This window comes from Methyloversatilis sp., from assembly GCF_965284615.1.
Taxonomy (GTDB): Bacteria; Pseudomonadota; Gammaproteobacteria; order Burkholderiales; family Rhodocyclaceae; genus Methyloversatilis.
Genome location: NZ_OZ260098.1, coordinates 727,272 through 748,696, shown reverse-complemented (window position 1 = coordinate 748,696; position 21,425 = coordinate 727,272). Strand labels below are relative to the sequence as shown.

The window sequence follows — 21,425 nt, the reverse complement described above, 5'->3', positions numbered from 1 at the left end:
GGCAACGGGTCGTCCGGCATGGGTCGGACACCCATGACTGGACCACCCTTATGTATCGCTACGACGATTACGACCGCGCGCTGGTGATCGAGCGCGTCGCCCAGTATCGCGACCAGTTGCAGCGCAATCTGGCCGGCGAACTGTCGGAAGACGAGTTCCGCCCGCTGCGTCTGCAGAACGGCCTCTACATCCAGCGCCATGCGCCGATGCTGCGCATCGCCGTGCCCTACGGCATGCTGTCCAGCGTGCAGTTACGCAAGCTGGCCGACATCGCCCGCCGCTACGACCGCGGCTACGGTCACTTCACGACGCGCCAGAACATGCAGCTGAACTGGCCGAAGCTGGAGGACACCGCCGATATCCTGGCCGAACTGGCGACGGTGGAAATGCACGCCATCCAGACCTCGGGCAATTGCATCCGCAACATCACGACCGATCCCTTCGCCGGCGTGGCGCCGGACGAGATCGTCGATCCGCGTCCGTACTGCGAAGTGCTGCGCCAGTGGTTGACCTTCCATCCGGAGTTCGCCTTCCTGCCGCGCAAGTTCAAGATCGCCGTCAGCGGGACGCTTGAAGACCGTGCGGTGACCTACGCGCACGACGTCGGCCTGCAGCTGTACCGCGACGACAAGGGCGAAGTGCTGGTACGCGTCATCGTCGGCGGCGGCATGGGTCGCACGCCGATCCTCGGCAGCGTCATTCACGACGCCCTGCCCTGGCCGCACCTGCCGACCTATCTCGACGCCGTGCTGCGCGTCTACAACCGCTACGGCCGCCGCGACAACGCCTACAAGGCGCGCATCAAGATCCTGGTCAAGGCGATCGGCGCCGAAGAGTTCGCGCGTCAGGTCAATGAGGAATGGCAGCTCGAGCGCGACGGCATCGCGACCGTCACCGAAGCCGAACTCGATCTGGCCCGCGCCGCCTTCTCGGATCCCGACGCCCCCGCCCGTCCCGCGCGCGATGCGTCCTTCGATGCGCACCTCGCCGAAGACCGCGCCTTCGCCCGCTGGGTGTCGCGCTGCGTGCGTGCGCACAAGCGTCCGGGCTACCGCTCGGTCACGCTGTCGCTGAAGCCGCACGGCGTCGCACCGGGCGACATCACGTCGGAACAGATGGAAGCCGTCGCCGATCTGGCCGACAGCTACAGCTTCGGCGAACTGCGCGTGACGCACGAACAGAACCTGGTGCTCGCCGACGTCGCGCTGGCCGACCTGTACGACCTGTGGCAGGGCGCGCGCGCGCACGGACTGGCGACGCCCAACATCGGGCTGCTGACCGACATGATCTGCTGCCCGGGCGGCGACTTCTGCTCGCTGGCGAATGCCAAGTCCATCCCGATCGCGCAGGCCATCCAGGCCGAGTTCGACGATCTGGACTACCTGTACGACATCGGCGACCTAGAGCTGAACATATCCGGCTGCATGAATTCCTGTGGTCACCATCACGTCGGCCATATCGGCATTCTCGGCGTCGATAAGGCCGGTTCCGAGTGGTACCAGGTGTCGATCGGCGGCGCCCAGGGCAACACCACGTCGCTCGGCGACGTGATCGGCCCGTCGTTCGCCGCGGACGAAGTGCCGGGTGTGATCAAGAAGCTCATCGAAACCTATGTCGAGGCGCGCACGCCGGAAGAGCGCTTCCTCGACACCGTACGCCGGCTCGGCGTCGCGCCGTTCAAGGCCCGCGTGTACGGCGAAACCGCAAAGAAAGCCGAGGTGGCCCATGGCTGACCTGATCCGCGGCAACACGCTCGCACACAACGAATGGACCTGGGTGAAGCTGCCCGAATCGACCGAACCGGTGCGCAAGGCCGCCGGCAAGGTGGTCATGTTCAAGCTGACCGGTGAACCGGCCGCCCCCGAAGACGTCGTTGCCGCCTGTGAAGTGCCGGCCGGCAAGGTGATGATTCCGTTGACCGTGTGGCTGCGTCGTCGTGAAGAGCTTGCGGCACGCGTTGCCGCCGGCGAGATCGCAGTGTGGCTGGACAGCCACGAGGAACCGGCCGAACTGGCGGAAAGCCTCGGCGGTGATCTGAACCGGCTGCCGTTGATCGGCGTGAACTTCCCCAAGTTCATAGACGGTCGTGGCTTCTCGATCGCCTTCATCCTGCGCACCCGTTACGGCTACCGCAACGAATTGCGCGCGCTGGGCGACGTGCTGCGCGACCAGATGTTCTTCTTCCGCCGCACCGGCTTCGACGCCTATCTGCTGCGCGCCGACCAGAAGCCGGAGCGCTGCATCGCTGCGCTGAACGACTTCACCACGCCCTACCAGACCTCCACCGACGGCATCACGCCAGTGTTCCGTCGGCGCATCGGGCAGAAGGCGATCGCATGAAGAACCCGCTGATCCATCCGAACATCACCGACGCGATGCGCGCGACGGTGGCGCAGAAGACCGCGGCGGCGACCGAACTGCTGAAACAGGCCGCTGCCGAGTTCCAGCCCATCGGCTTCGCCAGCAGCATGGGCGCGGAAGACATGGTGCTGACCGACCTGATCCAGCGCAACGCGCTCGACATCGAGATCTTCACGCTGGATACCGGCCGTCTGCCCGCGGAAACCTACGACCTGATGGCGAAGGCGGAACAGCACTACGGTGCGCGCCCGGTCACCTTCTTTCCGCGTCACGAGGCGGTTGAAGAGTACGTGCGCAAGCACGGCATCAACGCCTTCTACGACTCGGTGGACCTGCGCAAAGCCTGCTGTGCGATGCGCAAGGTCGAGCCGCTGAAGCGCGCGCTGGCCGGCAAGAAAGCCTGGATCACCGGCATGCGGGCCCAGCAGTCGGCGACGCGGAACGCACTGCCGACGCGCGAATTCGATGAAGGTCACGGTATCGAGAAGTTCAATCCGCTGTCCGACTGGACCGAGCGCGAGGTGTGGGTCTACATCCATACCCACGAAGTCCCGTACAACGAACTGCACGAGCGCTTCTTCCCGAGCATCGGCTGCCAGCCCTGTACCCGCGCAATCTCGCCGGGCGAGGACATCCGCGCCGGACGCTGGTGGTGGGAGAACCCGGAAAGCAAGGAGTGCGGTCTCCATGTCAAGGCCGGCTGAACACCGCTCCCCCGGCAAGGTCTGGCTGGTCGGCGCCGGTCCGGGCGCCGTAGACCTGCTGACTGTGCGCGCGGTCCGGCTGCTCGCCGAAGCCGAGGTCGTGCTGCACGACGCGCTGATCGGCGACGACGTGCTGTCGCTCGCACCTCAAGCAAAGCACATCGCGGTTGGCAAGCGCTGTGGCAAGCAGTCCACCGCGCAGCGCTTCATCAACCAGAAGCTGATCCACGCGGCACGTACGCATGCCCGCGTCGTTCGTCTCAAGGGCGGTGATCCGATGCTGTTCGGTCGCGCGCAGGAAGAGATGGATGCGCTGGCCGCCGCAGGTATCGATTACGAAGTGGTGCCGGGCATCACCGCGGCCAGCGCCGCCAGCGCGCAGCTCCGCGTATCGCTGACGCGTCGCGGCATCGCGCGCAGCGTTGCGCTGCTGACGCCGCGCGCCGGCGAGGGCGAAAATCCCTCGCAGGCGTTGCGCGCCAATGCCGACACACCAACGCTGGCGCTCTACATGGCCTCGCACGAATCGATGGCGATTGCACGCGAGCTGATGAGCTACGGCCGCGACCCGGGCACTCCGGTAGCACTGGTCGAGAACGCGAGTCACCCGTCCTCGCGAGAGGGCTTCACGACGCTTCAGGGGCTCTCGGAACAACCGATCGGCGCCTTGCTGGGCACCGCGGGAATACCCGAGGGGCCGGTGCTCGTGATGCTCGGCGACGTATTCCGTGAAGTCCTGCAGCAGCACACGCCGATCTGGCAGGACGACAGCGCCAGCGCGGCCTGACGCCGCGACTCCATCACGCACACTCCGCTACGCGACAGTGTGCGAACGACGCCCAAACAAAAAGCCCCGCATCGCGGGGCTTTTTGTTTGGTACCCATGGAATTCGCTTACTCGGCGACTTCAACCGGCTCCGCACTCTCATCCGGGCGATCCATCAGCTGGACGAATGCCATCGGCGCATTGTCGCCGACGCGGAAGCCCATTTTAAGGATGCTCAGGTAACCGCCATTGCGGTTAGCGTAGCGGGGGCCGAGCACGTCGAAAATCTTGCACACGACTTCGCGGTCACGCAGACGCGAGAAGGCGAGGCGGCGGTTCGACAGGTTCGGCGTCTTGCCAAGGTTGATCAGCGGCTCGACGACGCGGCGCAGTTCCTTGGCCTTCGGAACCGTGGTCTTAATGGCTTCGTGGCGCAGCAGCGACACGGCCATATTGCGGAACATCGCTTCGCGATGCGAGCTGGTGCGGTTAAGCTTTCTGAGACCGTTACGATGACGCATGATGACTCCGTATAAATTATGCGGCCACCGCGGGTCAGGCAGGTGGCCGGTTCATCTTGTATCCGGCGCGGTGCGCCGGTACGGTGTTATGCCCGATCGAGGCCGGCGGGCGGCCAGTTCTCGAGCTTCATGCCCAGCGTGAGACCACGCGAGGCAAGCACTTCCTTGATTTCGTTCAGCGACTTGCGACCCAGGTTCGGGGTCTTCAGCAGTTCGTTCTCGGTACGCTGGATCAGATCGCCGATGTAATAGATGTTCTCGGCCTTGAGACAGTTGGCCGAACGCACCGTCAGCTCCAGGTCATCGACCGGGCGCAGCAGGATCGGATCGATCACCGCCGGCTTGCGCTGCTCGACGGCCGGCGCAGTGCCTTCCAGCTCAGCGAACACCGACAGTTGATCAACCAGGACGCGGGCAGCGTAGCGCACTGCCTCTTCCGGTTCGACAGCACCGTTGGTTTCGACATCCATCACCAGACGATCGAGGTCGGTACGCTGTTCAACGCGCGCCGACTCAACCGAATAGCTCACGCGGCGAACCGGGCTGAAGCTCGCATCGAGAACGATGTGACCGATCGCTTTATTCTCCGAAGAGCTCTGACGAACGGTACCCGGCACGTAACCACGGCCCTGTTCGATCTTGAACTGAAGATCCAGCTTGCCGCCCGGCGCAACGTGAGCGATCACGTGCTCCGGATTGACGATCTCGACATCGTGCGTGACCTCGATATCGCCAGCCGTCACGACGCCTTCGCCATTGCGCGACAGGCGCAGATAGGCCTCGGAGCGGTTGTGCAGCTTCAGCACGACACCCTTCAGATTCAGCAGGATATCGACCACGTCTTCACGCACGCCGTCCAGCGTCGAGTACTCGTGCAGAACGCCTTCGATCTGCACTTCGGTCGGCGCGTAGCCGGGCATCGACGACAGGAGAATGCGACGGAGCGCGTTGCCCAGCGTGTGCCCGAACCCGCGTTCGAACGGCTCCATCACAACGCGTGCGTGAGCCGGGGAAAGATTTTGTACGTCAATGATTCGCGGTTTCAAGAGAGCATTGCTTTGCATCTGCAGTCCTCAGTGACGTCAGCAGGCTGATCGCACCAGCGATCAGCGGGAGTACAGTTCGACGACCAGACTTTCGTTGATCGTCGAGGGCAGGTCGGTACGGGCCGGCAGCGACTTGAACACACCGCGTGCAGCCTTGGAATCGACGTCCAGCCACTCGGGGAAACCGCGCGAAGCCTGGGCTTCGAGCGCGCCCTTCGAGCGCAGATGGCCCTTGGCACGTTCGGTCAGCTCGACCACATCACCCGGACGCACTTCGTACGACGGGATGTTGACGCGCTTGCCATTGACCAGCACGCCGTTGTGACGCACGACCTGACGAGACTCGGCACGCGAAGCGCCAAAACCCATGCGGTAAGCAACGGTATCCAGGCGGCTTTCCAGCAGTTGCAGCATGTTCTCGCCGGTCTGACCCTTGCGGCGCTCGGCCTCGGCATACACGCGGCGGAACTGACGCTCGAGCACGCCATAGATGCGACGGATCTTCTGCTTTTCACGCAGTTGCTGACCGAAACCGGACAGGCGCTGGCCGGACTTTTGTCCGTGCTGACCCGGGGCATACGAACGGCGCTCGATGGCGCACTTGTCGGTGAAGCACTTTTCGCCCTTCAGGAAGAGCTTTTCGCCTTCACGACGGCATTGACGGCACTTCGCGTCGAGATTACGAGCCATTCTCTAATTCCTCTTAGATGCGCCGACGCTTGGGCGGACGGCAACCGTTGTGCGGGATCGGCGTGATGTCGGTGATCGACGAAATCTTGATGCCGAGCGCATTCAGCGCACGAACGGCCGACTCGCGACCCGGGCCGGGACCCTTGATGCGGACTTCCAGGTTTTTCACACCGCATTCGACAGCGACCTTGCCAGCGGCCTCTGCGGCCACCTGTGCTGCAAACGGCGTGCTCTTGCGCGAACCCTTGAAGCCGGCGCCGCCCGACGTTGCCCACGACAGGGCGTTGCCCTGACGGTCGGTGATCGTGATGATGGTGTTGTTGAAGGAAGCGTGAATGTGCGCGATGCCTTCCGCGACGTTCTTCTTGACCTTCTTCCGGACTTTTGCAGCACTCTTGACCATGATCGTGTCCTATTGCTTATTTCTTGGCGCCAGCGATCGACTTGCGCGGACCCTTGCGGGTGCGGGCATTCGTGCGGGTGCGCTGACCACGCAGCGGCAGGCCACGACGATGACGAACACCGCGATAGCAGCCCAGATCCATCAGGCGCTTGATGTTCATCGTCACTTCACGGCGCAGGTCACCCTCGATGGTGAACTTGCCGACCTCTTCCCGCAGCCGATCCATTTCGGCCTCCGAGAGGTCCTTGATCTTCGTCGTGCGGGCAATGCCGGCAGCGTCGCAAATCTTTTGTGAGCGGGAACGACCAACCCCGAAAATCGCCGTCAGAGCGATCTCGGTGTGCTGGTGGTTAGGAATGTTAACGCCGGCGATACGGGCCATGCAGTCACCCCGAAAAGCGAAACCTTAAATGTTATCAAAGACCACTAGCCAACGTCAACCTTGACGCTGCTTGTGACGCGGATCAGCACAAATGATGCGGACGACACCGTGGCGACGGATCACCTTGCACTTGCGGCAGACGCGCTTTACAGATGCTTGGACTTTCATCCCATTTCTCCAACTGGAACCAAACGCCGGACCTACTTGGCGCGAAACACGATGCGACCTTTGCTCAGGTCATAAGGCGTGAGCTGCACCGTTACCTTGTCACCGGGAAGAATGCGGATGTAGTGCATCCGCATCTTTCCGGATATGTGCCCGAGAACCACGTGTCCGTTTTCGAGCTTCACGCGAAACGTCGCATTCGGCAGGGTTTCAACAACTTCACCCTGCATTTCAATGACATCTTCCTTGGACATAGCTACCTAACGCGTCGGGAACCCAGCCCCGCGGAAATTCGCCTTCTTCAGAAGGCTCTCGTACTGATGAGACATCACGTACGCCTGCACCTGGGCCATGAAATCCATCGTCACTACAACGATGATCAGCAGCGATGTGCCGCCGAAGTAGAACGGAACATTCCACTTCAGGATCAGGAACTCAGGCAGCAGGCAGACCAGCGTGATGTACACCGCACCGACCAGGGTGAGACGCGTCAGGATCTTGTCGATATAGCGCGCCGTCTGTTCGCCCGGACGAATGCCCGGAACGAAGGCACCGCTCTTCTTCAGGTTGTCCGCCGTCTCCTTGGCGTTGAAAACCAGCGCCGTATAGAAGAAGCAGAAGAAAACGATTGCCGTCGCGTACAGCAACACGTAGATCGGCTGTCCAGGCGACAACGTGGCAGCCAGATCCTTCAGCCAGCGCGTGCTGTCCGTCGTTGCGAACCAACCCGCCAGCGTCGCCGGGAAGAGGATGATCGACGACGCGAAAATCGGCGGAATGACACCGGCCATGTTCAGCTTCAACGGCAGGTGAGAACTCTGTCCACCGTACACCTTGTTGCCGACCTGACGCTTCGCGTAGTTGACCAGGATCTTGCGCTGACCACGTTCGACGAAAACCACCACGGCCGTCACAGCGAACACCAGGGCAACGATGAACAGCGCCGTGAGTTCGTGCATCGCGCCGGTATTTACCAGCTCGAGAAGCCCACCGATGGAACCCGGAAGCCCCGCAGCGATACCGGCGAAGATGATGATCGAGATACCGTTGCCAATGCCGCGTTCGGTGATCTGCTCGCCCAACCACATGAGGAACATAGTCCCGGTGATCAGAGTCGAGATCGTCACGAAGCGGAACATCATCCCCGGATCGAGCACCAGTCCCTGCTGCGACTCGAGCGCAACGGAAATACCGAACGCCTGGAACAGCGCGAGCGCCAGCGTTCCGTAACGCGTGTACTGCGTGATCTTGCGACGGCCCGCCTCACCTTCCTTCTTCAGCGCCTCAAGAGACGGCACTGCGACGGTGAGCAGCTGCATGATGATCGACGCCGAGATGTACGGCATGATCCCCAGCGCGAAAATCGTAAAACGCGACAACGCACCGCCGGAGAAGAGGTTGAACACGCCGAGGATGCCGCCCTGCTGCCCCTGGAACAGTTCCGCGAGACGAGCAGGATCGATACCCGGGACCGGAATATGCGCACCGAGGCGATAGACCAGCAGCGCGCCTGCGAGGAACCACAGGCGACGCCACAGATCACCGAACTTGGCGCTACGGCCGGGCTGCTGGGCGGCAGTAACCAACGCTTACTCTCCGACCTGGCCGCCAGCGGCTTCGATCGCGGCGCGCGCACCCTTGGTCGCGCCGATGCCCTTGAGCACGACGCGGCGGGTGATCTCGCCTGACAGAACCACCTTGGCAGACAGCGCGTCACGAGACACGAGGCCAAACTGCTTGAGCACGAGCAGATCAACGTCCTCGACCGGCAGACGCGACAGCGACGAAAGATTGACTTCCTCGTTGCGCGCGCGGGTCAGTGACGTGAAGCCACGCTTCGGCAGACGGCGCTGCAGCGGCATCTGGCCGCCTTCGAAACCTACGCTCTTCCAGCCGCCCGAACGCGACTTCTGACCCTTGTGGCCGCGGCCGCAGGTCTTGCCCAGGCCACTGCCCATGCCGCGACCGACGCGACGGCGCGCGTGCTTCGAGCCCTCGCCGGGCTTGATGTCATTCAGTTCCATTTAAGCCTCGACCTTCAGCAGGTAAGACACCTTGGTGACCATGCCGCGGACCGCCGGCGTGTCCTCAAGGACGACGGTGTGATGCAGACGGCGCAGACCCAGGCCGCGCACCGTGGCGCGGTGATCCTGCTTGCGACCGATCAGGCTCTTCACCAGAGTGACCTTCAGAGTTTTTTCAGCCATCACAGACCTCAGCCGAGAATGTCCGCCACGGTCTTGCCGCGCTTGGCGGCAATCTCCGACGGCGTGCTCATGCGCAGCAGGCCGTTAAGCGTGGCGCGCACGAGGTTGTAAGGATTCGACGAGCCGAGCGACTTGGCGACGACGTCCGTCACGCCCATCACTTCGAACACGGCGCGCATCGGACCGCCGGCGATGATGCCGGTACCGGCTGCGGCCGGCTGGATCAGCACGGTCAACGCGCCATGGTGGCCGACGATCGGGTGATGGAAGCTGCCATCGCGGAGGCTCACACGAACCATCTTGCGACGCGCCTCTTCCATCGCCTTCTGCACGGCCACCGGCACTTCACGCGCCTTGCCCTTGCCCATGCCGATTCCGCCGTCGCCGTCACCGACCACGGTCAGAGCCGCGAAACCGAGAATACGACCACCCTTCACCACCTTGGTGACACGGTTGATCGACACCATTTTTTCACGCAGGCCGTCGTCGCGTTCTTCCTGGGCCTGGTTTTGCTTGCGTTGCGGTTTAGCCATCGCTTGAGTCGCCTGATCAGTTAGAACTTGAGACCGCCTTCGCGGGCGGCCTCAGCGAGCGCCTTGATACGGCCGTGGTACTTGAAACCACCACGATCGAATGCCACCTGCTCGATACCTTGCGCGCGAGCGCGCTCGGCAATCAGCTTGCCGACCAGCGTGGCCGCCTTGACGTTGCCGCCGTTGCTCACTTCCTTGCGCACCGACTCTTCGATAGTCAACGCCGCTGCGAGCACGCGGGTGCCGCAACCGGAATAGACCTGCGCGTAGATGTGGCTGTTGCTGCGGTGAACCGACAGACGAACGGCCTTCAGTTGGGCGATGCGCGCACGGGTCTGGCGGGAGCGGCGCAGACGGGAAATGTTCTTGTCCATGTTCGTCACCCTTACTTCTTCTTGGTCTCTTTGATCACCACCACTTCGTCCGCGTAGCGAACGCCCTTGCCCTTGTACGGCTCGGGCTGGCGATACGCGCGGACTTCAGCGGCGACCTGACCAACGAGTTGCTTGTTGACACCCTTGATGCGGATTTCCGTCGGCGCCGGTGTTTCCACCTTGATGCCGTCGGGCATCTGATGAACGACCGGGTGCGAGAAACCAAGCGACAGGTTCAGCTTGTCGCCTTGCGCCTGCGCCTTGTAGCCCACACCGACCAGCAGCAGCTTGCGTTCGAAACCCTGCGTGACACCCTGAACCATGTTCGCGACCAGCGCGCGCATGGTCCCGGAGAGCGCCTTGGTGTTCTCGGCGCCTTCGATCTGACCGAAGCGGATCTCGCCGCCATCGACCGTGACCGAAACAGCCGGGTTGATCACGCGGCGGATCTGGCCGAGCGGACCCTTGACCGAAAGCTCGCCGTTGCTCAGAGCAACGTCAACACCCTTCGGCACAACAACTGGATTCTTTGCAATACGTGACATGTCTTCGTCCTCAAGCCACGATGCACAGCACTTCGCCGCCGACCTTCTCGGCGCGGGCCTTGCGATCGGTCATAACGCCACGGGGCGTCGAAACGATGGCCACACCCAGACCGTTCATCACGCGAGGCAGATCGTCCATGCCGCGGTAAACGCGAAGACCAGGTCAACTGACGCGCTCGATGCGCTCGATGACGGGGCGGCCCGAGTAATACTTCAGGACCAGTTCCAGCTCAGCCTTGCCACCGTCGGTGCGCACGCTGAAACCGTCGATATAACCTTCGGACTGCAGCACCCCGGCGATCGCCACCTTGAGTTTCGAGGACGGCATGACAACAGAGCCCTTCTGTGCCATTTGTGCATTGCGGATGCGGGTCAGCATGTCCGCAATCGGATCACTCATGCTCATCTTGTACCCCTGTTACCAACTAGCCTTGACCATGCCGGGCACTTCGCCGCGGAAGGCCGCTTCACGCAACTTGTTGCGGCAAAGACCGAATTTGCGGAACACACCGCGCGGACGCCCGGTCTGCTCGCAACGATTGCGAAGACGCGTCGGGCTGGAATTGCGCGGCAGCGCTTGCAGCTTCAGGCGAGCGGAAGCACGATCTTCGTCGGACGCGGACATGTCAGCGATGACAGCCTCGAGCGCAGCGCGCTTGGCGGCGAACTTCGCAACCAGCTTCTCACGCTTCTCTTCACGGTTTTTCAATGCCAACTTGGCCATGGCAACCTCAATTCTTGAACGGGAACTTGAACGCGGCGAGCAGAGCCTTGGCTTCCTCGTCGGTCTTGGCGGTCGTCGTGATGCTGATGTTCATTCCACGGACCTTATCGACCTTGTCGTACTCGATTTCCGGGAAAATGATCTGTTCCTTGATGCCGATGTTGTAGTTGCCACGGCCGTCGAAACCCTTGCCAGACACACCACGGAAGTCACGCACGCGCGGCATCGCCACGGTGATCAGACGATCCAGGAACTCGAACATGCGGGGACCGCGCAGCGTCACCATGCAGCCGATCGGATAACCTTCACGGATCTTGAAACCCGCGATGGCCTTACGGGCCTTGGTGACGACCGGCTTCTGACCAGCGATCTTGACCATGTCGCCCACGGCGTGCTCAAGAACCTTCTTGTCACCCACCGCTTCGCCGACACCCATGTTCAGCGTGATTTTGGTGATGCGCGGAACTTCCATCACCGACTTGTAACCGAAGCGAGCCGTCAAATCGCCCACAACGGTTGCTTTGTAAAAATCTTGCAAGCGCGCCATTGTCGTTCCTTAAGCCTTGACCAACTCGCCATTCGACTTGAAGAAACGGACCTTCGTACCGTCTTCAAGCGTCTTGATGCCCACACGATCACCCTTGCTGGTGGCCGGGTTGAACAGCGCAACATTCGAAATGTCGATCGGCATTTCCTTCTCGACGATGCCGCCCTGCTGACCCTTCATCGGGTTCGGCCGCTGATGCTTCTTCACGCGGTTTACGCCCTCAACCAGAACCGAGCGCTCATCAACGCGACGCAGCACGGTACCGCGGCGACCGCGATCCTTGCCCGTCAGCACCACCACTTCATCGCCCTTGCGAATCTTTTCCATCTGACTCTCCAGCCTGGCCTCAGAGAACTTCCGGCGCCAGCGAAACGATCTTCATGAAACGCTCGCCGCGCAGCTCACGCGTGACCGGCCCGAAAATGCGGGTACCGATCGGCTCGAGCTTGTTGTTCAGAAGCACTGCGGCATTGCCGTCGAACTTCACGAGCGAACCGTCCGGACGACGCACACCCTTCGCAGTGCGAACAACCACCGCGTTATAGACCTCGCCCTTCTTGACGCGACCACGGGGCGCAGCATCCTTGATGCTGACCTTGATCACATCGCCAATACCGGCGTAACGGCGCTTGGAACCACCCAGCACCTTGATACACATGACCGAGCGCGCGCCGGTGTTGTCGGCCACGTTCAGCATGGATTGCATCTGGATCATTTGTTATCTCCAACTTGTCCCGCTCTGAGAGCGGTCAGTCTTGGACCCGTCAGGGTGTAGGACGAGCCCAACAAAACTTTGAGGCTCGGCGAAGCAAAGCGCGCCACAATAGCACGCAGGGAGGAACTACACAAGCCCCTCCCTGAAATACGTCTTCAGATCACGCGAGCCTGTTCTACAACCTGCGTAACCTTCCACGCCTTCGTACGGCTGATCGGGCGACACTCTTCGATCTGAACAAGATCGCCTTCGTGCGCTTCGAGGCCTTCGACGTGCGCGTGATACTTCTTCGACCGCATGATCACCTTGCCGTAGAGCGGGTGCTTCACACGACGCTCCACCAGAACGGTCACGGTCTTGTCCATCTTGTCGCTGACCACTCGGCCGACCAGCGTGCGATGAACCTTTTGATTGGTCTCGCTCATTTCGTACTCGCTTTCTGTTGCAGCAGGGTACGAACGCGCGCGATATCGCGGCGCACGTTCTTCAGTTCGCTGGTGTTGGTCAGCTGTTGAGTGGCCTTCTGCATGCGCATAGAAAACTGCGCCTTCAGGAGATCCATCAACTCCTTGTTCAATTCAGCGGCATCTTTCGTCCGCAGATCCTTGGCTTTCATCGCTTACCCCAGCTGTCGCACGACAAAGGTGGTTTCGAGCGGGAGCTTGGCAGCCGCCAGGCGGAACGCCTCGCGCGCCAGCGCCTCGTCAACGCCGTCCATCTCGTACAGCACCTTGCCCGGCTGAATTTCCGCAACCCAGTACTCCGGATTGCCCTTGCCGTTACCCATACGCACTTCCGCCGGCTTCTTCGAGATCGGCTTGTCGGGGAAAATGCGAATCCAGATACGACCACCGCGCTTGATGTGACGCGTCATCGCACGACGTGCGGATTCAATCTGACGAGCCGTCAGACGACCGCGCGACGTGGCCTTGAGACCGTACTCGCCAAAGGAAACCTTGGTGCCGCGGGTGGCGAGGCCCGTGTTGCGGCCCTTCTGCTCCTTACGGTACTTTCTTCTCGCCGGCTGCAGCATTGCTAGCTCCTGACTTTCTGACTCGTTGCTGAGTGGACTTCACGTCGGCATCCCCTGCCGGTGCGCCGCCTTCGGGCTTCGCATCACGAGCGGGACGGCGGCCGGCCGGGCGGTTGTCGCCTTCGGGGCGACGACCGTCACGACGCGGACGACGTGCGTTATCGTTTTCTTCGGTAACAGCAGGCACTTCGCCGCGGGCAAGCATTTCGCCCTTGAACACCCACACCTTGATACCGATCACACCGTAGGTCGTCTTCGCTTCAGACGTTCCGTAATCGATGTCTGCACGCAGCGTGTGCAGCGGTACGCGACCTTCGCGATACCACTCACGGCGAGCAATCTCGATACCGTTCAAGCGGCCCGACGACATGATCTTGATGCCCTGAGCACCGAGGCGCATGGCGTTCTGCATGGCGCGCTTCATCGCGCGGCGGAACATGATGCGCTTTTCGAGTTGCTGGGCGATCGAATCGGCGATCAGCTGCGCGTCGATCTCCGGCTTGCGGATCTCCTCGATGTTGACGTGCACAGGCACGCCCATCATCTTGGCCAGTTGCGCTTTGATCAGCTCGATCTCTTCGCCCTTCTTGCCGATCACCACGCCCGGACGGGCCGAATACACGGTGATGCGGGCATTCTTGGCCGGGCGCTCGATGACCACGCGACCGACGGACGCGTGCGCCAGCTTCTTCTTCAGGAACGCGCGAACCTGCAGATCCTGATTGAGCATGCGCGGGAAGTCCTTGCTGGACGCGAACCAGCGCGAAGCCCAGTTATGCGTGACCGCCAGACGGAAGCCGGTCGGATGAATCTTCTGTCCCATAACCTTCAGTCTCCAACCGTGACGAACACGTGGCAGGTCGGCTTCACGATGCGATTACCGCGTCCCTTGGCCCGGGCGGTGAAGCGCTTGAGCACAACACCCTTTTCCACGTAAATGGTCTTCACCTTGAGGCTGTCGATATCGGCGCCATCGTTATGCTCGGCATTGGCGATTGCGGACTCGACGACCTTCTTGATGATCTTTGCGCCCTTCTTGGGGCTGAAAGCCAGAATATTCAGAGCCTGACTGACCGACTTGCCGCGGATCAGATCGGCGACCAGCCGACCCTTTTGCGCCGACAGGCGCACACCGCGAAGATTTGCACGGGTTTCCATTGTCATCGCTCCTTACTTCTTCGCTTTCTTGCCTGCGGTGTGACCCTTGAACGTACGGGTCAGCGCAAACTCGCCCAGCTTGTGGCCGACCATGTTTTCCGAAACATAGACCGGAATGTGCTGGCGGCCGTTATGCACGGCGATGGTGAGACCGATGAAGTCCGGCAGAACGGTCGAACGACGCGACCAGGTCTTGATCGGACGCTTGTCATTCGACGCGCGAGCCGTATCCACCTTGGCCAGCAGGTGGGCGTCAACGAACGGGCCTTTCTTGATTGAACGTGCCATTGCCTACCTCTTATCGCTTGTAGCGGCGCTGCACGATCATGTTGCTCGTGCGCTTGTTGCTGCGGGTGCGGTAGCCCTTGGTCGGCTGACCCCACGGGCTGACGGGAACGCGGCCTTCACCGGTACGGCCCTCACCACCACCATGCGGGTGATCGATCGGGTTCATCACGGTACCGCGAACCGTCGGGCGCACACCGCGCCAACGGGTTGCGCCGGCCTTGCCAAGCTTGCGCAGGTTGTTTTCTTCGTTGCCCACTTCGCCGATGGTCGCGCGGCACTCGACGTGCACACGACGGATTTCACCGGAACGCAGACGCAGTTGGGCGTAGGTGCCTTCGCGCGCGAGCAACTGAACCGAGGTGCCCGCAGCGCGCGCCAGCTGCGCGCCCTTGCCCGGCGTCATTTCGATGCAATGCACCGTCGAACCGACCGGAATGTTGCGCAGCGGCAGAGCATTGCCCGACTTGATCGGCGCTTCCGAACCACTGACCACCTGCTGACCGACCACCATGCCCTTCGGAGCAATGATGTAGCGGCGCTCGCCATCGGCGTAGCACAGCAGCGCGATATGCGCCGAACGGTTCGGGTCGTACTCGATGCGCTCGACCGTGGCGACGATGCCGTCCTTGTTACGACGGAAATCGATCACGCGATATTGCTGACGGTGACCACCACCCTTGTGACGAGTCGTGATCCGGCCGTGATTGTTGCGACCCGAGGTCTTGTTCTGACTCTCGGTGAGCGAATCAACCGGGCGGCCCTTGTACAGGGTCGGATTGACGACCTTGACGACGGCACGGCGGCCGGCCGAAGTCGGCTTGACTTTGACGAGTGCCATTAGACAGCCCCTCCTTCAGCGAACTCGATGTCCTGACCCGGCTTGATGCGCACAAAGGCCTTCTTCCAGTCGCTGCGACGGCCGAACGTGCGGCCAAAACGCTTGATCTTGCCCTTCACGTTCAGGACCTGAACCGACAGGACTTCGATCTTGTTGTCGCCCTTGCTGAACAGCAGTTCGACCGCAGCCTTGATCTCCGGCTTGGTAGCATCCGGCGCAACCTTGAACACGACCTGGTTGTTACGGTCGGCAATAAAGGTCGCCTTCTCGGAAATCTGCGGCGCGAGCAGAACCTGCATCAGCCTTTCCTGCGAAAAGTTGCTCATGCCCACATCTCCTCGAATTTGCTCATCGCGCTGCGCGTGACCAGCACCTTGCCGAAGCGGATGAGCGAAACCGGATCCGTCTCGTGCGCTTCCAGGACCAGCACGTTGTGCAGGTTGCGCGAAGACAGGAACAGGTTCTCATCGAGTTCGTCGGTGATCACGAGCACCGAATCCAGACCCATGCCCTTGAGCTTGCTCGACAGCAGCTTGGTCTTCGGAGCCTCGACATTGAAACTATCGACCACAGCGATACGGTCTTCGCGAGCCAGCTGCGAGAGGATCGCGGCGATGCCGGCGCGATACATCTTGCGATTGACCTTCTGCGAGAAGTTCTCGTCGGGCGAGTTCGGGAAGATGCGGCCGCCACCACGCCACAGCGGGCTAGACGACATACCGGCGCGTGCGCGACCAGTGCCCTTCTGACGCCACGGCTTGCGCGTGGTGTGCTTGACCAGCGTACGGTCCTTCTGAGCACGGGTACCCTGGCGAGCGTTGGCCTGATAGGCCACGACCACCTGATGAACCAGCGCTTCGTTGTATTCGCGGGCAAACAGAGCGTCCGGCGCCTGCACCGTCGCCGCCTGTTGACCGGCGTCGTTCAATACCTTCAATTCAGCCATCGCGCTCTCCTCAGCCCTTGACCGCCGGCAGCACGACAACGTCGCCGCCCTTGGAACCCGGAATTGCGCCCTTGATGAGCAGCAGCTGACGGGCCTCGTCGATACGCACGACCTCCAGCCCCTGTTGGGTGCACTTGACGTCACCGAGGTGACCGGCCATGCGCTTGCCCGGGAAAACGCGACCCGGGTCCTGCGCCATACCGATAGAACCCGGCGAGTTGTGCGAGATCGAGTTACCGTGCGACGCACGGTTGGACGAGAAGTTGTGGCGCTTGATGGCACCGGCAAAGCCCTTACCGATGGACGTACCCGTCACATCGACCTTCTGGCCTACCGAAAACACCGAGGCTGGGCTGATCACATCACCTGCCTTGAATTCGGCGAGCTTGCCAGCGTCCACACGGAATTCACGCAGCACCTCACCGGCCTCGACACCTGCCTTGGCGAAATGACCTGCGGCGGCTTTGTTCACGCGAGTAGCGCGACGCTTGCCGAAAGCGACCTGCACCGACGTGTAACCGTCGGTTTCTGCTGTCTTGATCTGGGTAACGCGATTGTTCGACACATCCACGACCGTCACCGGAACGGTTTGCCCGTCATCGGTGAAAATACGCGTCATGCCGACCTTGCGACCCACAAGGCCTAGAGTCATGTTTTTCTCCTCATCCCGGTTGCGATTGACCGGGATCCGTTTCAACTGCCACCGGAACATCCGATGACGCTTACCGGCAAAAAGAACGCCGGAAAAGACTGCACTTACTGAAGCTTGATCTCGACATCCACACCCGCCGGCAGATCGAGCTTCATCAATGCGTTGACGGTCTTGTCGGTCGGATCGATGATGTCCATCAGGCGAACATGGGTACGGATTTCAAACTGATCGCGCGAACTCTTGTTCACGTGCGGCGAACGCAGCACGTTGAAACGCTCGATGCGGGTCGGCAGCGGCACGGGTCACGAACGACGGCACCGGTGCGCTTTGCGGTATCCACGATCTCAAGAGCCGACTGATCGATCAGGCGATAGTCGAATGCCTTGAGGCGAATACGGATCTTCTGGCTTTGCATTGGATTTTCCCAAAGAGCGAAAGAGCAAAGCCGGGTAGCAGAAGCCACCCGGCGCAAAAGCTGACGATTGTACTAATTATTCGACGATCTTTGCAACCACGCCGGCGCCGACAGTACGGCCGCCTTCGCGGATCGCGAAGCGCAGACCTTCTTCCATCGCGATCGGGGCGATCAGCTTCACCGTGATCGAAACGTTGTCGCCCGGCATCACCATTTCGGTGCCGGCCGGCAGCTCGATCGAGCCGGTCACGTCCGTCGTGCGGAAGTAGAACTGCGGACGGTAGCCGTTAAAGAACGGCGTATGACGACCGCCTTCTTCCTTCGACAGCACGTAGATCTCGGCCGTGAAATGCGTGTGCGGCTTGATCGAGCCCGGCTTCGCCAGAACCTGACCACGCTCCACGTCTTCACGCTTGGTGCCGCGCAGCAGCACGCCAACGTTGTCGCCCGCCTGACCCTGATCCAGCAGCTTGCGGAACATTTCAACGCCGGTGCAGGTGGTCTTCACCGTCGGCTTGATACCGACGATTTCGATTTCCTCACCGACCTTCACGATACCGCGCTCGATACGACCGGTCACCACAGTGCCGCGACCCGAGATCGAGAACACGTCTTCGATCGGCATCAGGAAGGCGCCATCCACCGCGCGCTCCGGCGTCGGGATGTAGCTGTCCAGCGCAGCAGCCAGCGCCATGATGGCACCTTCGCCCAGGTCGGTCTTGTCGCCTTCCAGCGCCTTCAGGGCCGAACCCTTGACGATGGGCACGTCGTCGCCCGGGAAGTCGTACTTCGACAGCAGCTCGCGCACTTCCATTTCGACCAGCTCGAGCAGCTCGGCGTCGTTGACCATGTCGCACTTGTTCAGGAACACGACGATGTACGGCACACCAACCTGGCGGGCCAGCAGGATGTGCTCGCGCGTCTGCGGCATCGGGCCGTCAGCGGCCGAACACACCAGAATGGCGCCGTCCATCTGCGCAGCACCGGTAATCATGTTCTTCACGTAGTCAGCGTGACCCGGGCAATCAACGTGCGCGTAGTGACGGGTCGCCGTTTCGTACTCAACGTGCGCCGTGTTGATCGTGATGCCGCGCGCCTTCTCTTCCGGCGCCGCGTCAATCTGATCGTATGCCTTCGCTTCACCACCGAACTTCGACGACAGAATCGTCGTGATCGCCGCCGTCAGCGTCGTCTTGCCATGGTCAACGTGACCAATCGTGCCCACGTTCACGTGCGGCTTGGTGCGCTCAAACTTTCCCTTTGCCATTTCTAACCCCTAAATCCCAAAACTCACTTCTTGTTGATGATGGCGTCAGCGACGTTCTTGGGCGCTTCCGCGTAATGCTTGAATTCCATCGAGTAGGTTGCACGACCTTGGCTCAGCGAGCGCAGCGTGGTCGAGTAACCGAACATCGATGCGAGCGGCACCTCAGCCTTGATCGCCTTGATACCGCCCGGCAGGTCTTCCATACCCTGGACGATGCCGCGACGACCGGACAGGTCACCCATGACGTTGCCCATGTAGTCTTCAGGTGTCTCCACCTCGACGGCCATCATCGGCTCGAGCAGAACCGGGCTGGCCTTGCGCATCGCATCCTTGAAGGCCATCGAAGCAGCCATCTTGAACGCGTTTTCGTTCGAGTCCACGTCGTGGTATGAGCCATCAAACAGCGTGACCTTCACATCCACCACCGGGAAGCCTGCCAGAACGCCGTTCGGCAGAGTCTCCTGCAGACCGCGATCGACCGCGGGGATGAATTCGCGCGGCACGGTACCGCCCTTGATCGCATCCACAAACTGATAGCCCTTGCCCGGCTCGTTCGGCTCAAGCTTGATCCACACGTGGCCGTACTGTCCGCGGCCGCCCGACTGCTTGACGAACTTGCCTTCCTGCTCAACCGATTTGCGCACCGCCTCGCGATAGGCAACCTGCGGCGCACCGACGTTTGCCTCGACACCGAACTCACGCTTCATGCGATCAACGATGATTTCGAGGTGCAGTTCACCCATACCCGAAATGACGGTCTGACCGGACTCTTCGTCGGTACGCACGCGGAAGGACGGATCTTCCTGCGCCAGACGGCCCAGCGCCAGGCCCATCTTTTCCTGATCACCCTTGGTCTTCGGCTCGACGGCAACGTGAATCACCGGCTCAGGGAATTCCATGCGCTCGAGCGTGACTTCGGCATCGGGATCGCACAGCGTTTCACCGGTAGTCACCGACTGAAGGCCGATCGCAGCAGCGATGTCGCCTGCACGAACCTCTTCGATTTCCTGGCGATCGTTGGCATGCATCTGTACCAGACGGCCGATACGCTCCTTCTTGCCCTTGACCGGGTTGTACACCGTATCACCGGACTTCAGAACGCCCGAATAGACGCGAATGAAGGTGAGCTGACCGACGTACTTGTCCGACATCAGTTTGAACGCGAGTGCCGAGAACTTCTCGTCGTCAGCCGCTGCACGCTCGACCTGCTCGTCGTTTTCACCGATGCCCTTGACCGGCGGAATATCAACCGGGGACGGCAGGAAGTTGACGACGGCATCCAGCATGCGCTGCACACCCTTGTTCTTGAATGCGGTACCGCACAGCATCGGCTGGATCTCGCCGGCGATGGTACGGGTGCGCAGACCCAGGATGATGTCAGCCTCGGAGAGCTCACCGCTCTCGAGGTACTTGTTCATCATCTCTTCGCTGGACTCGGCTGCCGCCTCGACCATCTTCTCACGCCACTCTTCACAAGTGGATTGCAGTTCGGCAGGAATGTCCTCGTACGAGAACTTGATACCCTGCGAAGCCTCATCCCACAGAATGGCCTTCATCTTGATGAGATCGACGACGCCCTTGAAGTTCTCTTCCGCACCGATGGGCACAACCACCGGAACCGGATTCGCGCTCAGACGAGTCTTCAGCTGTTCGTACACCTTGAAGAAGTTGGCACCGGTACGGTCCATCTTGTTCACGAAGGCGAGACGCGGTACACCGTACTTGTTGGCCTGACGCCACACGGTTTCCGACTGCGGCTGAACGCCACCCACCGCGCAATAGACCATGCACGCACCGTCGAGCACACGCATCGAGCGCTCAACTTCGATCGTGAAGTCAACGTGACCCGGGGTGTCGATGATGTTGATGCGATGCTCGGGATAGTTGCCGCCCATGCCCTTCCAGAAGGTGGTCACGGCAGCGGAGGTGATCGTGATGCCACGCTCCTGCTCCTGTTCCATCCAGTCCGTCGTGGCGGCGCCATCATGCACCTCACCCAGCTTATGGTTAACGCCGGTGTAGTAAAGAATCCGCTCGGTCGTCGTCGTCTTGCCGGCGTCGATGTGAGCGGAAATGCCGATGTTCCGGTAGCGCTCGATCGGTGTCTTGCGTGCCACGATACAGTCCTTTGAAACAAGAGGCCGC

At 61.4% G+C, this 21,425-nt stretch carries 33 protein-coding genes and 2 pseudogenes; 4 read left to right on the top strand and 31 right to left on the bottom strand.

Annotation, left to right across the window (positions count from 1 at the left end):
• Positions 1-50 precede the first annotated feature (50 nt).
• Genes ACQ66H_RS03705 through cobA form a run of 4 tightly spaced genes read left to right on the top strand, consistent with a single transcriptional unit; the run spans position 51 to position 3,852 of the window.
• Positions 51-1,733, top strand: a complete 1,683-nt coding sequence (locus tag ACQ66H_RS03705; RefSeq protein WP_430432845.1) for a nitrite/sulfite reductase — start codon at positions 51-53, stop codon at positions 1,731-1,733.
• Positions 1,726-2,340 (top strand): DUF934 domain-containing protein, encoded by a 615-nt coding sequence (locus ACQ66H_RS03700; RefSeq protein WP_430432844.1) that lies wholly within the window; start codon positions 1,726-1,728, stop codon positions 2,338-2,340. The genes ACQ66H_RS03705 and ACQ66H_RS03700 overlap by 8 nt, the downstream gene beginning before the upstream one ends.
• Positions 2,337-3,065 carry a phosphoadenylyl-sulfate reductase gene (locus ACQ66H_RS03695; protein WP_430432843.1) on the top strand — a complete coding sequence of 243 codons (729 nt, stop codon included), beginning with the start codon at positions 2,337-2,339 and terminating at the stop codon, positions 3,063-3,065. The genes ACQ66H_RS03700 and ACQ66H_RS03695 overlap by 4 nt, the downstream gene beginning before the upstream one ends.
• Positions 3,049-3,852 carry a uroporphyrinogen-III C-methyltransferase gene (cobA, locus tag ACQ66H_RS03690; protein WP_430432842.1) on the top strand — a complete coding sequence of 268 codons (804 nt, stop codon included), beginning with the start codon at positions 3,049-3,051 and terminating at the stop codon, positions 3,850-3,852. The genes ACQ66H_RS03695 and cobA overlap by 17 nt, the downstream gene beginning before the upstream one ends.
• Positions 3,853-3,959: 107 nt before the next feature.
• Here cobA and rplQ read toward each other — a convergent pair whose 3' ends face one another.
• From rplQ to fusA, 31 genes and pseudogenes are all read right to left on the bottom strand, one after another.
• Positions 3,960-4,352, bottom strand: a complete 393-nt coding sequence (gene rplQ / locus ACQ66H_RS03685; RefSeq protein WP_020647632.1) for a 50S ribosomal protein L17 — start codon at positions 4,350-4,352, stop codon at positions 3,960-3,962.
• A gap of 86 nt (positions 4,353-4,438) precedes the next feature.
• On the bottom strand, positions 4,439-5,416 hold the full coding sequence (locus ACQ66H_RS03680) for a DNA-directed RNA polymerase subunit alpha (protein ID WP_024300631.1): 978 nt from the start codon (positions 5,414-5,416) through the stop codon (positions 4,439-4,441).
• 42 nt (positions 5,417-5,458) lie between these two features.
• Positions 5,459-6,088, bottom strand: coding sequence for a 30S ribosomal protein S4 (gene rpsD / locus ACQ66H_RS03675; RefSeq protein ID WP_019919613.1), 630 nt, complete (start codon positions 6,086-6,088; stop codon positions 5,459-5,461).
• A gap of 13 nt (positions 6,089-6,101) precedes the next feature.
• Positions 6,102-6,491, bottom strand: a complete 390-nt coding sequence (gene rpsK / locus ACQ66H_RS03670) for a 30S ribosomal protein S11 (RefSeq protein ID WP_008061749.1) — start codon at positions 6,489-6,491, stop codon at positions 6,102-6,104.
• A gap of 16 nt (positions 6,492-6,507) precedes the next feature.
• The gene (gene rpsM / locus ACQ66H_RS03665) at positions 6,508-6,873 is read right to left on the bottom strand and encodes a 30S ribosomal protein S13 (protein ID WP_019919614.1); all 366 of its coding nucleotides are present in this window, start codon (positions 6,871-6,873) and stop codon (positions 6,508-6,510) included.
• A 54-nt stretch (positions 6,874-6,927) separates the two neighbouring features.
• Positions 6,928-7,041 carry a 50S ribosomal protein L36 gene (gene rpmJ / locus ACQ66H_RS03660; protein WP_081627205.1) on the bottom strand — a complete coding sequence of 38 codons (114 nt, stop codon included), beginning with the start codon at positions 7,039-7,041 and terminating at the stop codon, positions 6,928-6,930.
• A 32-nt stretch (positions 7,042-7,073) separates the two neighbouring features.
• The gene (gene infA, locus ACQ66H_RS03655) at positions 7,074-7,292 is read right to left on the bottom strand and encodes a translation initiation factor IF-1 (RefSeq protein ID WP_008061745.1); all 219 of its coding nucleotides are present in this window, start codon (positions 7,290-7,292) and stop codon (positions 7,074-7,076) included.
• A 6-nt stretch (positions 7,293-7,298) separates the two neighbouring features.
• A complete protein-coding gene (gene secY / locus ACQ66H_RS03650) occupies positions 7,299-8,624 on the bottom strand; it encodes a preprotein translocase subunit SecY (RefSeq protein ID WP_019919615.1) in 1,326 nt (441 codons plus the stop codon).
• A 3-nt stretch (positions 8,625-8,627) separates the two neighbouring features.
• The gene (gene rplO / locus ACQ66H_RS03645) at positions 8,628-9,062 is read right to left on the bottom strand and encodes a 50S ribosomal protein L15 (protein WP_019919616.1); all 435 of its coding nucleotides are present in this window, start codon (positions 9,060-9,062) and stop codon (positions 8,628-8,630) included.
• Positions 9,063-9,245, bottom strand: a complete 183-nt coding sequence (gene rpmD / locus ACQ66H_RS03640) for a 50S ribosomal protein L30 (RefSeq protein WP_008061740.1) — start codon at positions 9,243-9,245, stop codon at positions 9,063-9,065.
• A gap of 8 nt (positions 9,246-9,253) precedes the next feature.
• Positions 9,254-9,778 carry a 30S ribosomal protein S5 gene (rpsE, locus tag ACQ66H_RS03635; RefSeq protein WP_430432841.1) on the bottom strand — a complete coding sequence of 175 codons (525 nt, stop codon included), beginning with the start codon at positions 9,776-9,778 and terminating at the stop codon, positions 9,254-9,256.
• A gap of 20 nt (positions 9,779-9,798) precedes the next feature.
• Positions 9,799-10,152, bottom strand: coding sequence for a 50S ribosomal protein L18 (gene rplR, locus ACQ66H_RS03630; RefSeq protein ID WP_430432840.1), 354 nt, complete (start codon positions 10,150-10,152; stop codon positions 9,799-9,801).
• An 11-nt stretch (positions 10,153-10,163) separates the two neighbouring features.
• Entirely contained in the window at positions 10,164-10,697 is a 534-nt protein-coding gene (gene rplF, locus ACQ66H_RS03625; RefSeq protein ID WP_430432839.1) for a 50S ribosomal protein L6, read from the bottom strand.
• A gap of 10 nt (positions 10,698-10,707) precedes the next feature.
• Positions 10,708-11,103: pseudogene (gene rpsH, locus ACQ66H_RS03620) on the bottom strand (30S ribosomal protein S8).
• A gap of 12 nt (positions 11,104-11,115) precedes the next feature.
• Positions 11,116-11,421, bottom strand: coding sequence for a 30S ribosomal protein S14 (gene rpsN / locus ACQ66H_RS03615; RefSeq protein WP_019919621.1), 306 nt, complete (start codon positions 11,419-11,421; stop codon positions 11,116-11,118).
• A 7-nt stretch (positions 11,422-11,428) separates the two neighbouring features.
• Complete coding sequence (gene rplE / locus ACQ66H_RS03610; protein ID WP_019919622.1) at positions 11,429-11,968, bottom strand: 50S ribosomal protein L5; 540 nt, start codon at positions 11,966-11,968, stop codon at positions 11,429-11,431.
• 9 nt (positions 11,969-11,977) lie between these two features.
• Positions 11,978-12,295, bottom strand: coding sequence for a 50S ribosomal protein L24 (rplX, locus tag ACQ66H_RS03605; protein WP_019919623.1), 318 nt, complete (start codon positions 12,293-12,295; stop codon positions 11,978-11,980).
• 19 nt (positions 12,296-12,314) lie between these two features.
• Positions 12,315-12,683, bottom strand: a complete 369-nt coding sequence (rplN, locus tag ACQ66H_RS03600) for a 50S ribosomal protein L14 (protein ID WP_008061731.1) — start codon at positions 12,681-12,683, stop codon at positions 12,315-12,317.
• A 155-nt stretch (positions 12,684-12,838) separates the two neighbouring features.
• Positions 12,839-13,108: a 30S ribosomal protein S17 gene (gene rpsQ, locus ACQ66H_RS03595; RefSeq protein ID WP_018228087.1), complete on the bottom strand. Its 270-nt coding sequence runs from the start codon at positions 13,106-13,108 to the stop codon at positions 12,839-12,841.
• Positions 13,105-13,299: a 50S ribosomal protein L29 gene (rpmC, locus tag ACQ66H_RS03590; RefSeq protein ID WP_019919624.1), complete on the bottom strand. Its 195-nt coding sequence runs from the start codon at positions 13,297-13,299 to the stop codon at positions 13,105-13,107. The genes rpsQ and rpmC overlap by 4 nt, the downstream gene beginning before the upstream one ends.
• A 3-nt stretch (positions 13,300-13,302) precedes the next feature.
• Positions 13,303-13,716 (bottom strand): 50S ribosomal protein L16, encoded by a 414-nt coding sequence (rplP, locus tag ACQ66H_RS03585; RefSeq protein WP_008061728.1) that lies wholly within the window; start codon positions 13,714-13,716, stop codon positions 13,303-13,305.
• Positions 13,685-14,539, bottom strand: a complete 855-nt coding sequence (gene rpsC, locus ACQ66H_RS03580; RefSeq protein ID WP_430432838.1) for a 30S ribosomal protein S3 — start codon at positions 14,537-14,539, stop codon at positions 13,685-13,687. Before rpsC ends, rplP begins: the two co-directional genes overlap by 32 nt.
• A 5-nt stretch (positions 14,540-14,544) precedes the next feature.
• Positions 14,545-14,874: a 50S ribosomal protein L22 gene (gene rplV, locus ACQ66H_RS03575; protein ID WP_020163430.1), complete on the bottom strand. Its 330-nt coding sequence runs from the start codon at positions 14,872-14,874 to the stop codon at positions 14,545-14,547.
• Positions 14,875-14,886: 12 nt separating this feature from the next.
• Positions 14,887-15,162 carry a 30S ribosomal protein S19 gene (gene rpsS / locus ACQ66H_RS03570; RefSeq protein WP_008061716.1) on the bottom strand — a complete coding sequence of 92 codons (276 nt, stop codon included), beginning with the start codon at positions 15,160-15,162 and terminating at the stop codon, positions 14,887-14,889.
• A gap of 10 nt (positions 15,163-15,172) precedes the next feature.
• Entirely contained in the window at positions 15,173-16,000 is an 828-nt protein-coding gene (gene rplB, locus ACQ66H_RS03565) for a 50S ribosomal protein L2 (RefSeq protein ID WP_304001127.1), read from the bottom strand.
• Positions 16,000-16,326: a 50S ribosomal protein L23 gene (gene rplW / locus ACQ66H_RS03560; RefSeq protein ID WP_020163428.1), complete on the bottom strand. Its 327-nt coding sequence runs from the start codon at positions 16,324-16,326 to the stop codon at positions 16,000-16,002. The genes rplB and rplW overlap by 1 nt, the downstream gene beginning before the upstream one ends.
• The gene (rplD, locus tag ACQ66H_RS03555) at positions 16,323-16,946 is read right to left on the bottom strand and encodes a 50S ribosomal protein L4 (protein ID WP_304030756.1); all 624 of its coding nucleotides are present in this window, start codon (positions 16,944-16,946) and stop codon (positions 16,323-16,325) included. The genes rplW and rplD overlap by 4 nt, the downstream gene beginning before the upstream one ends.
• 10 nt (positions 16,947-16,956) lie before the next feature.
• Positions 16,957-17,598: a 50S ribosomal protein L3 gene (gene rplC / locus ACQ66H_RS03550; protein WP_024300633.1), complete on the bottom strand. Its 642-nt coding sequence runs from the start codon at positions 17,596-17,598 to the stop codon at positions 16,957-16,959.
• A gap of 104 nt (positions 17,599-17,702) precedes the next feature.
• Positions 17,703-18,013 (bottom strand): annotated as a pseudogene (gene rpsJ / locus ACQ66H_RS03545) (30S ribosomal protein S10).
• A gap of 76 nt (positions 18,014-18,089) precedes the next feature.
• Positions 18,090-19,280, bottom strand: coding sequence for an elongation factor Tu (gene tuf, locus ACQ66H_RS03540; protein ID WP_430432835.1), 1,191 nt, complete (start codon positions 19,278-19,280; stop codon positions 18,090-18,092).
• A 23-nt stretch (positions 19,281-19,303) separates the two neighbouring features.
• Positions 19,304-21,397, bottom strand: a complete 2,094-nt coding sequence (fusA, locus tag ACQ66H_RS03535) for an elongation factor G (RefSeq protein ID WP_430432837.1) — start codon at positions 21,395-21,397, stop codon at positions 19,304-19,306.
• Between the last annotated feature and the right edge of the window lie 28 nt (positions 21,398-21,425).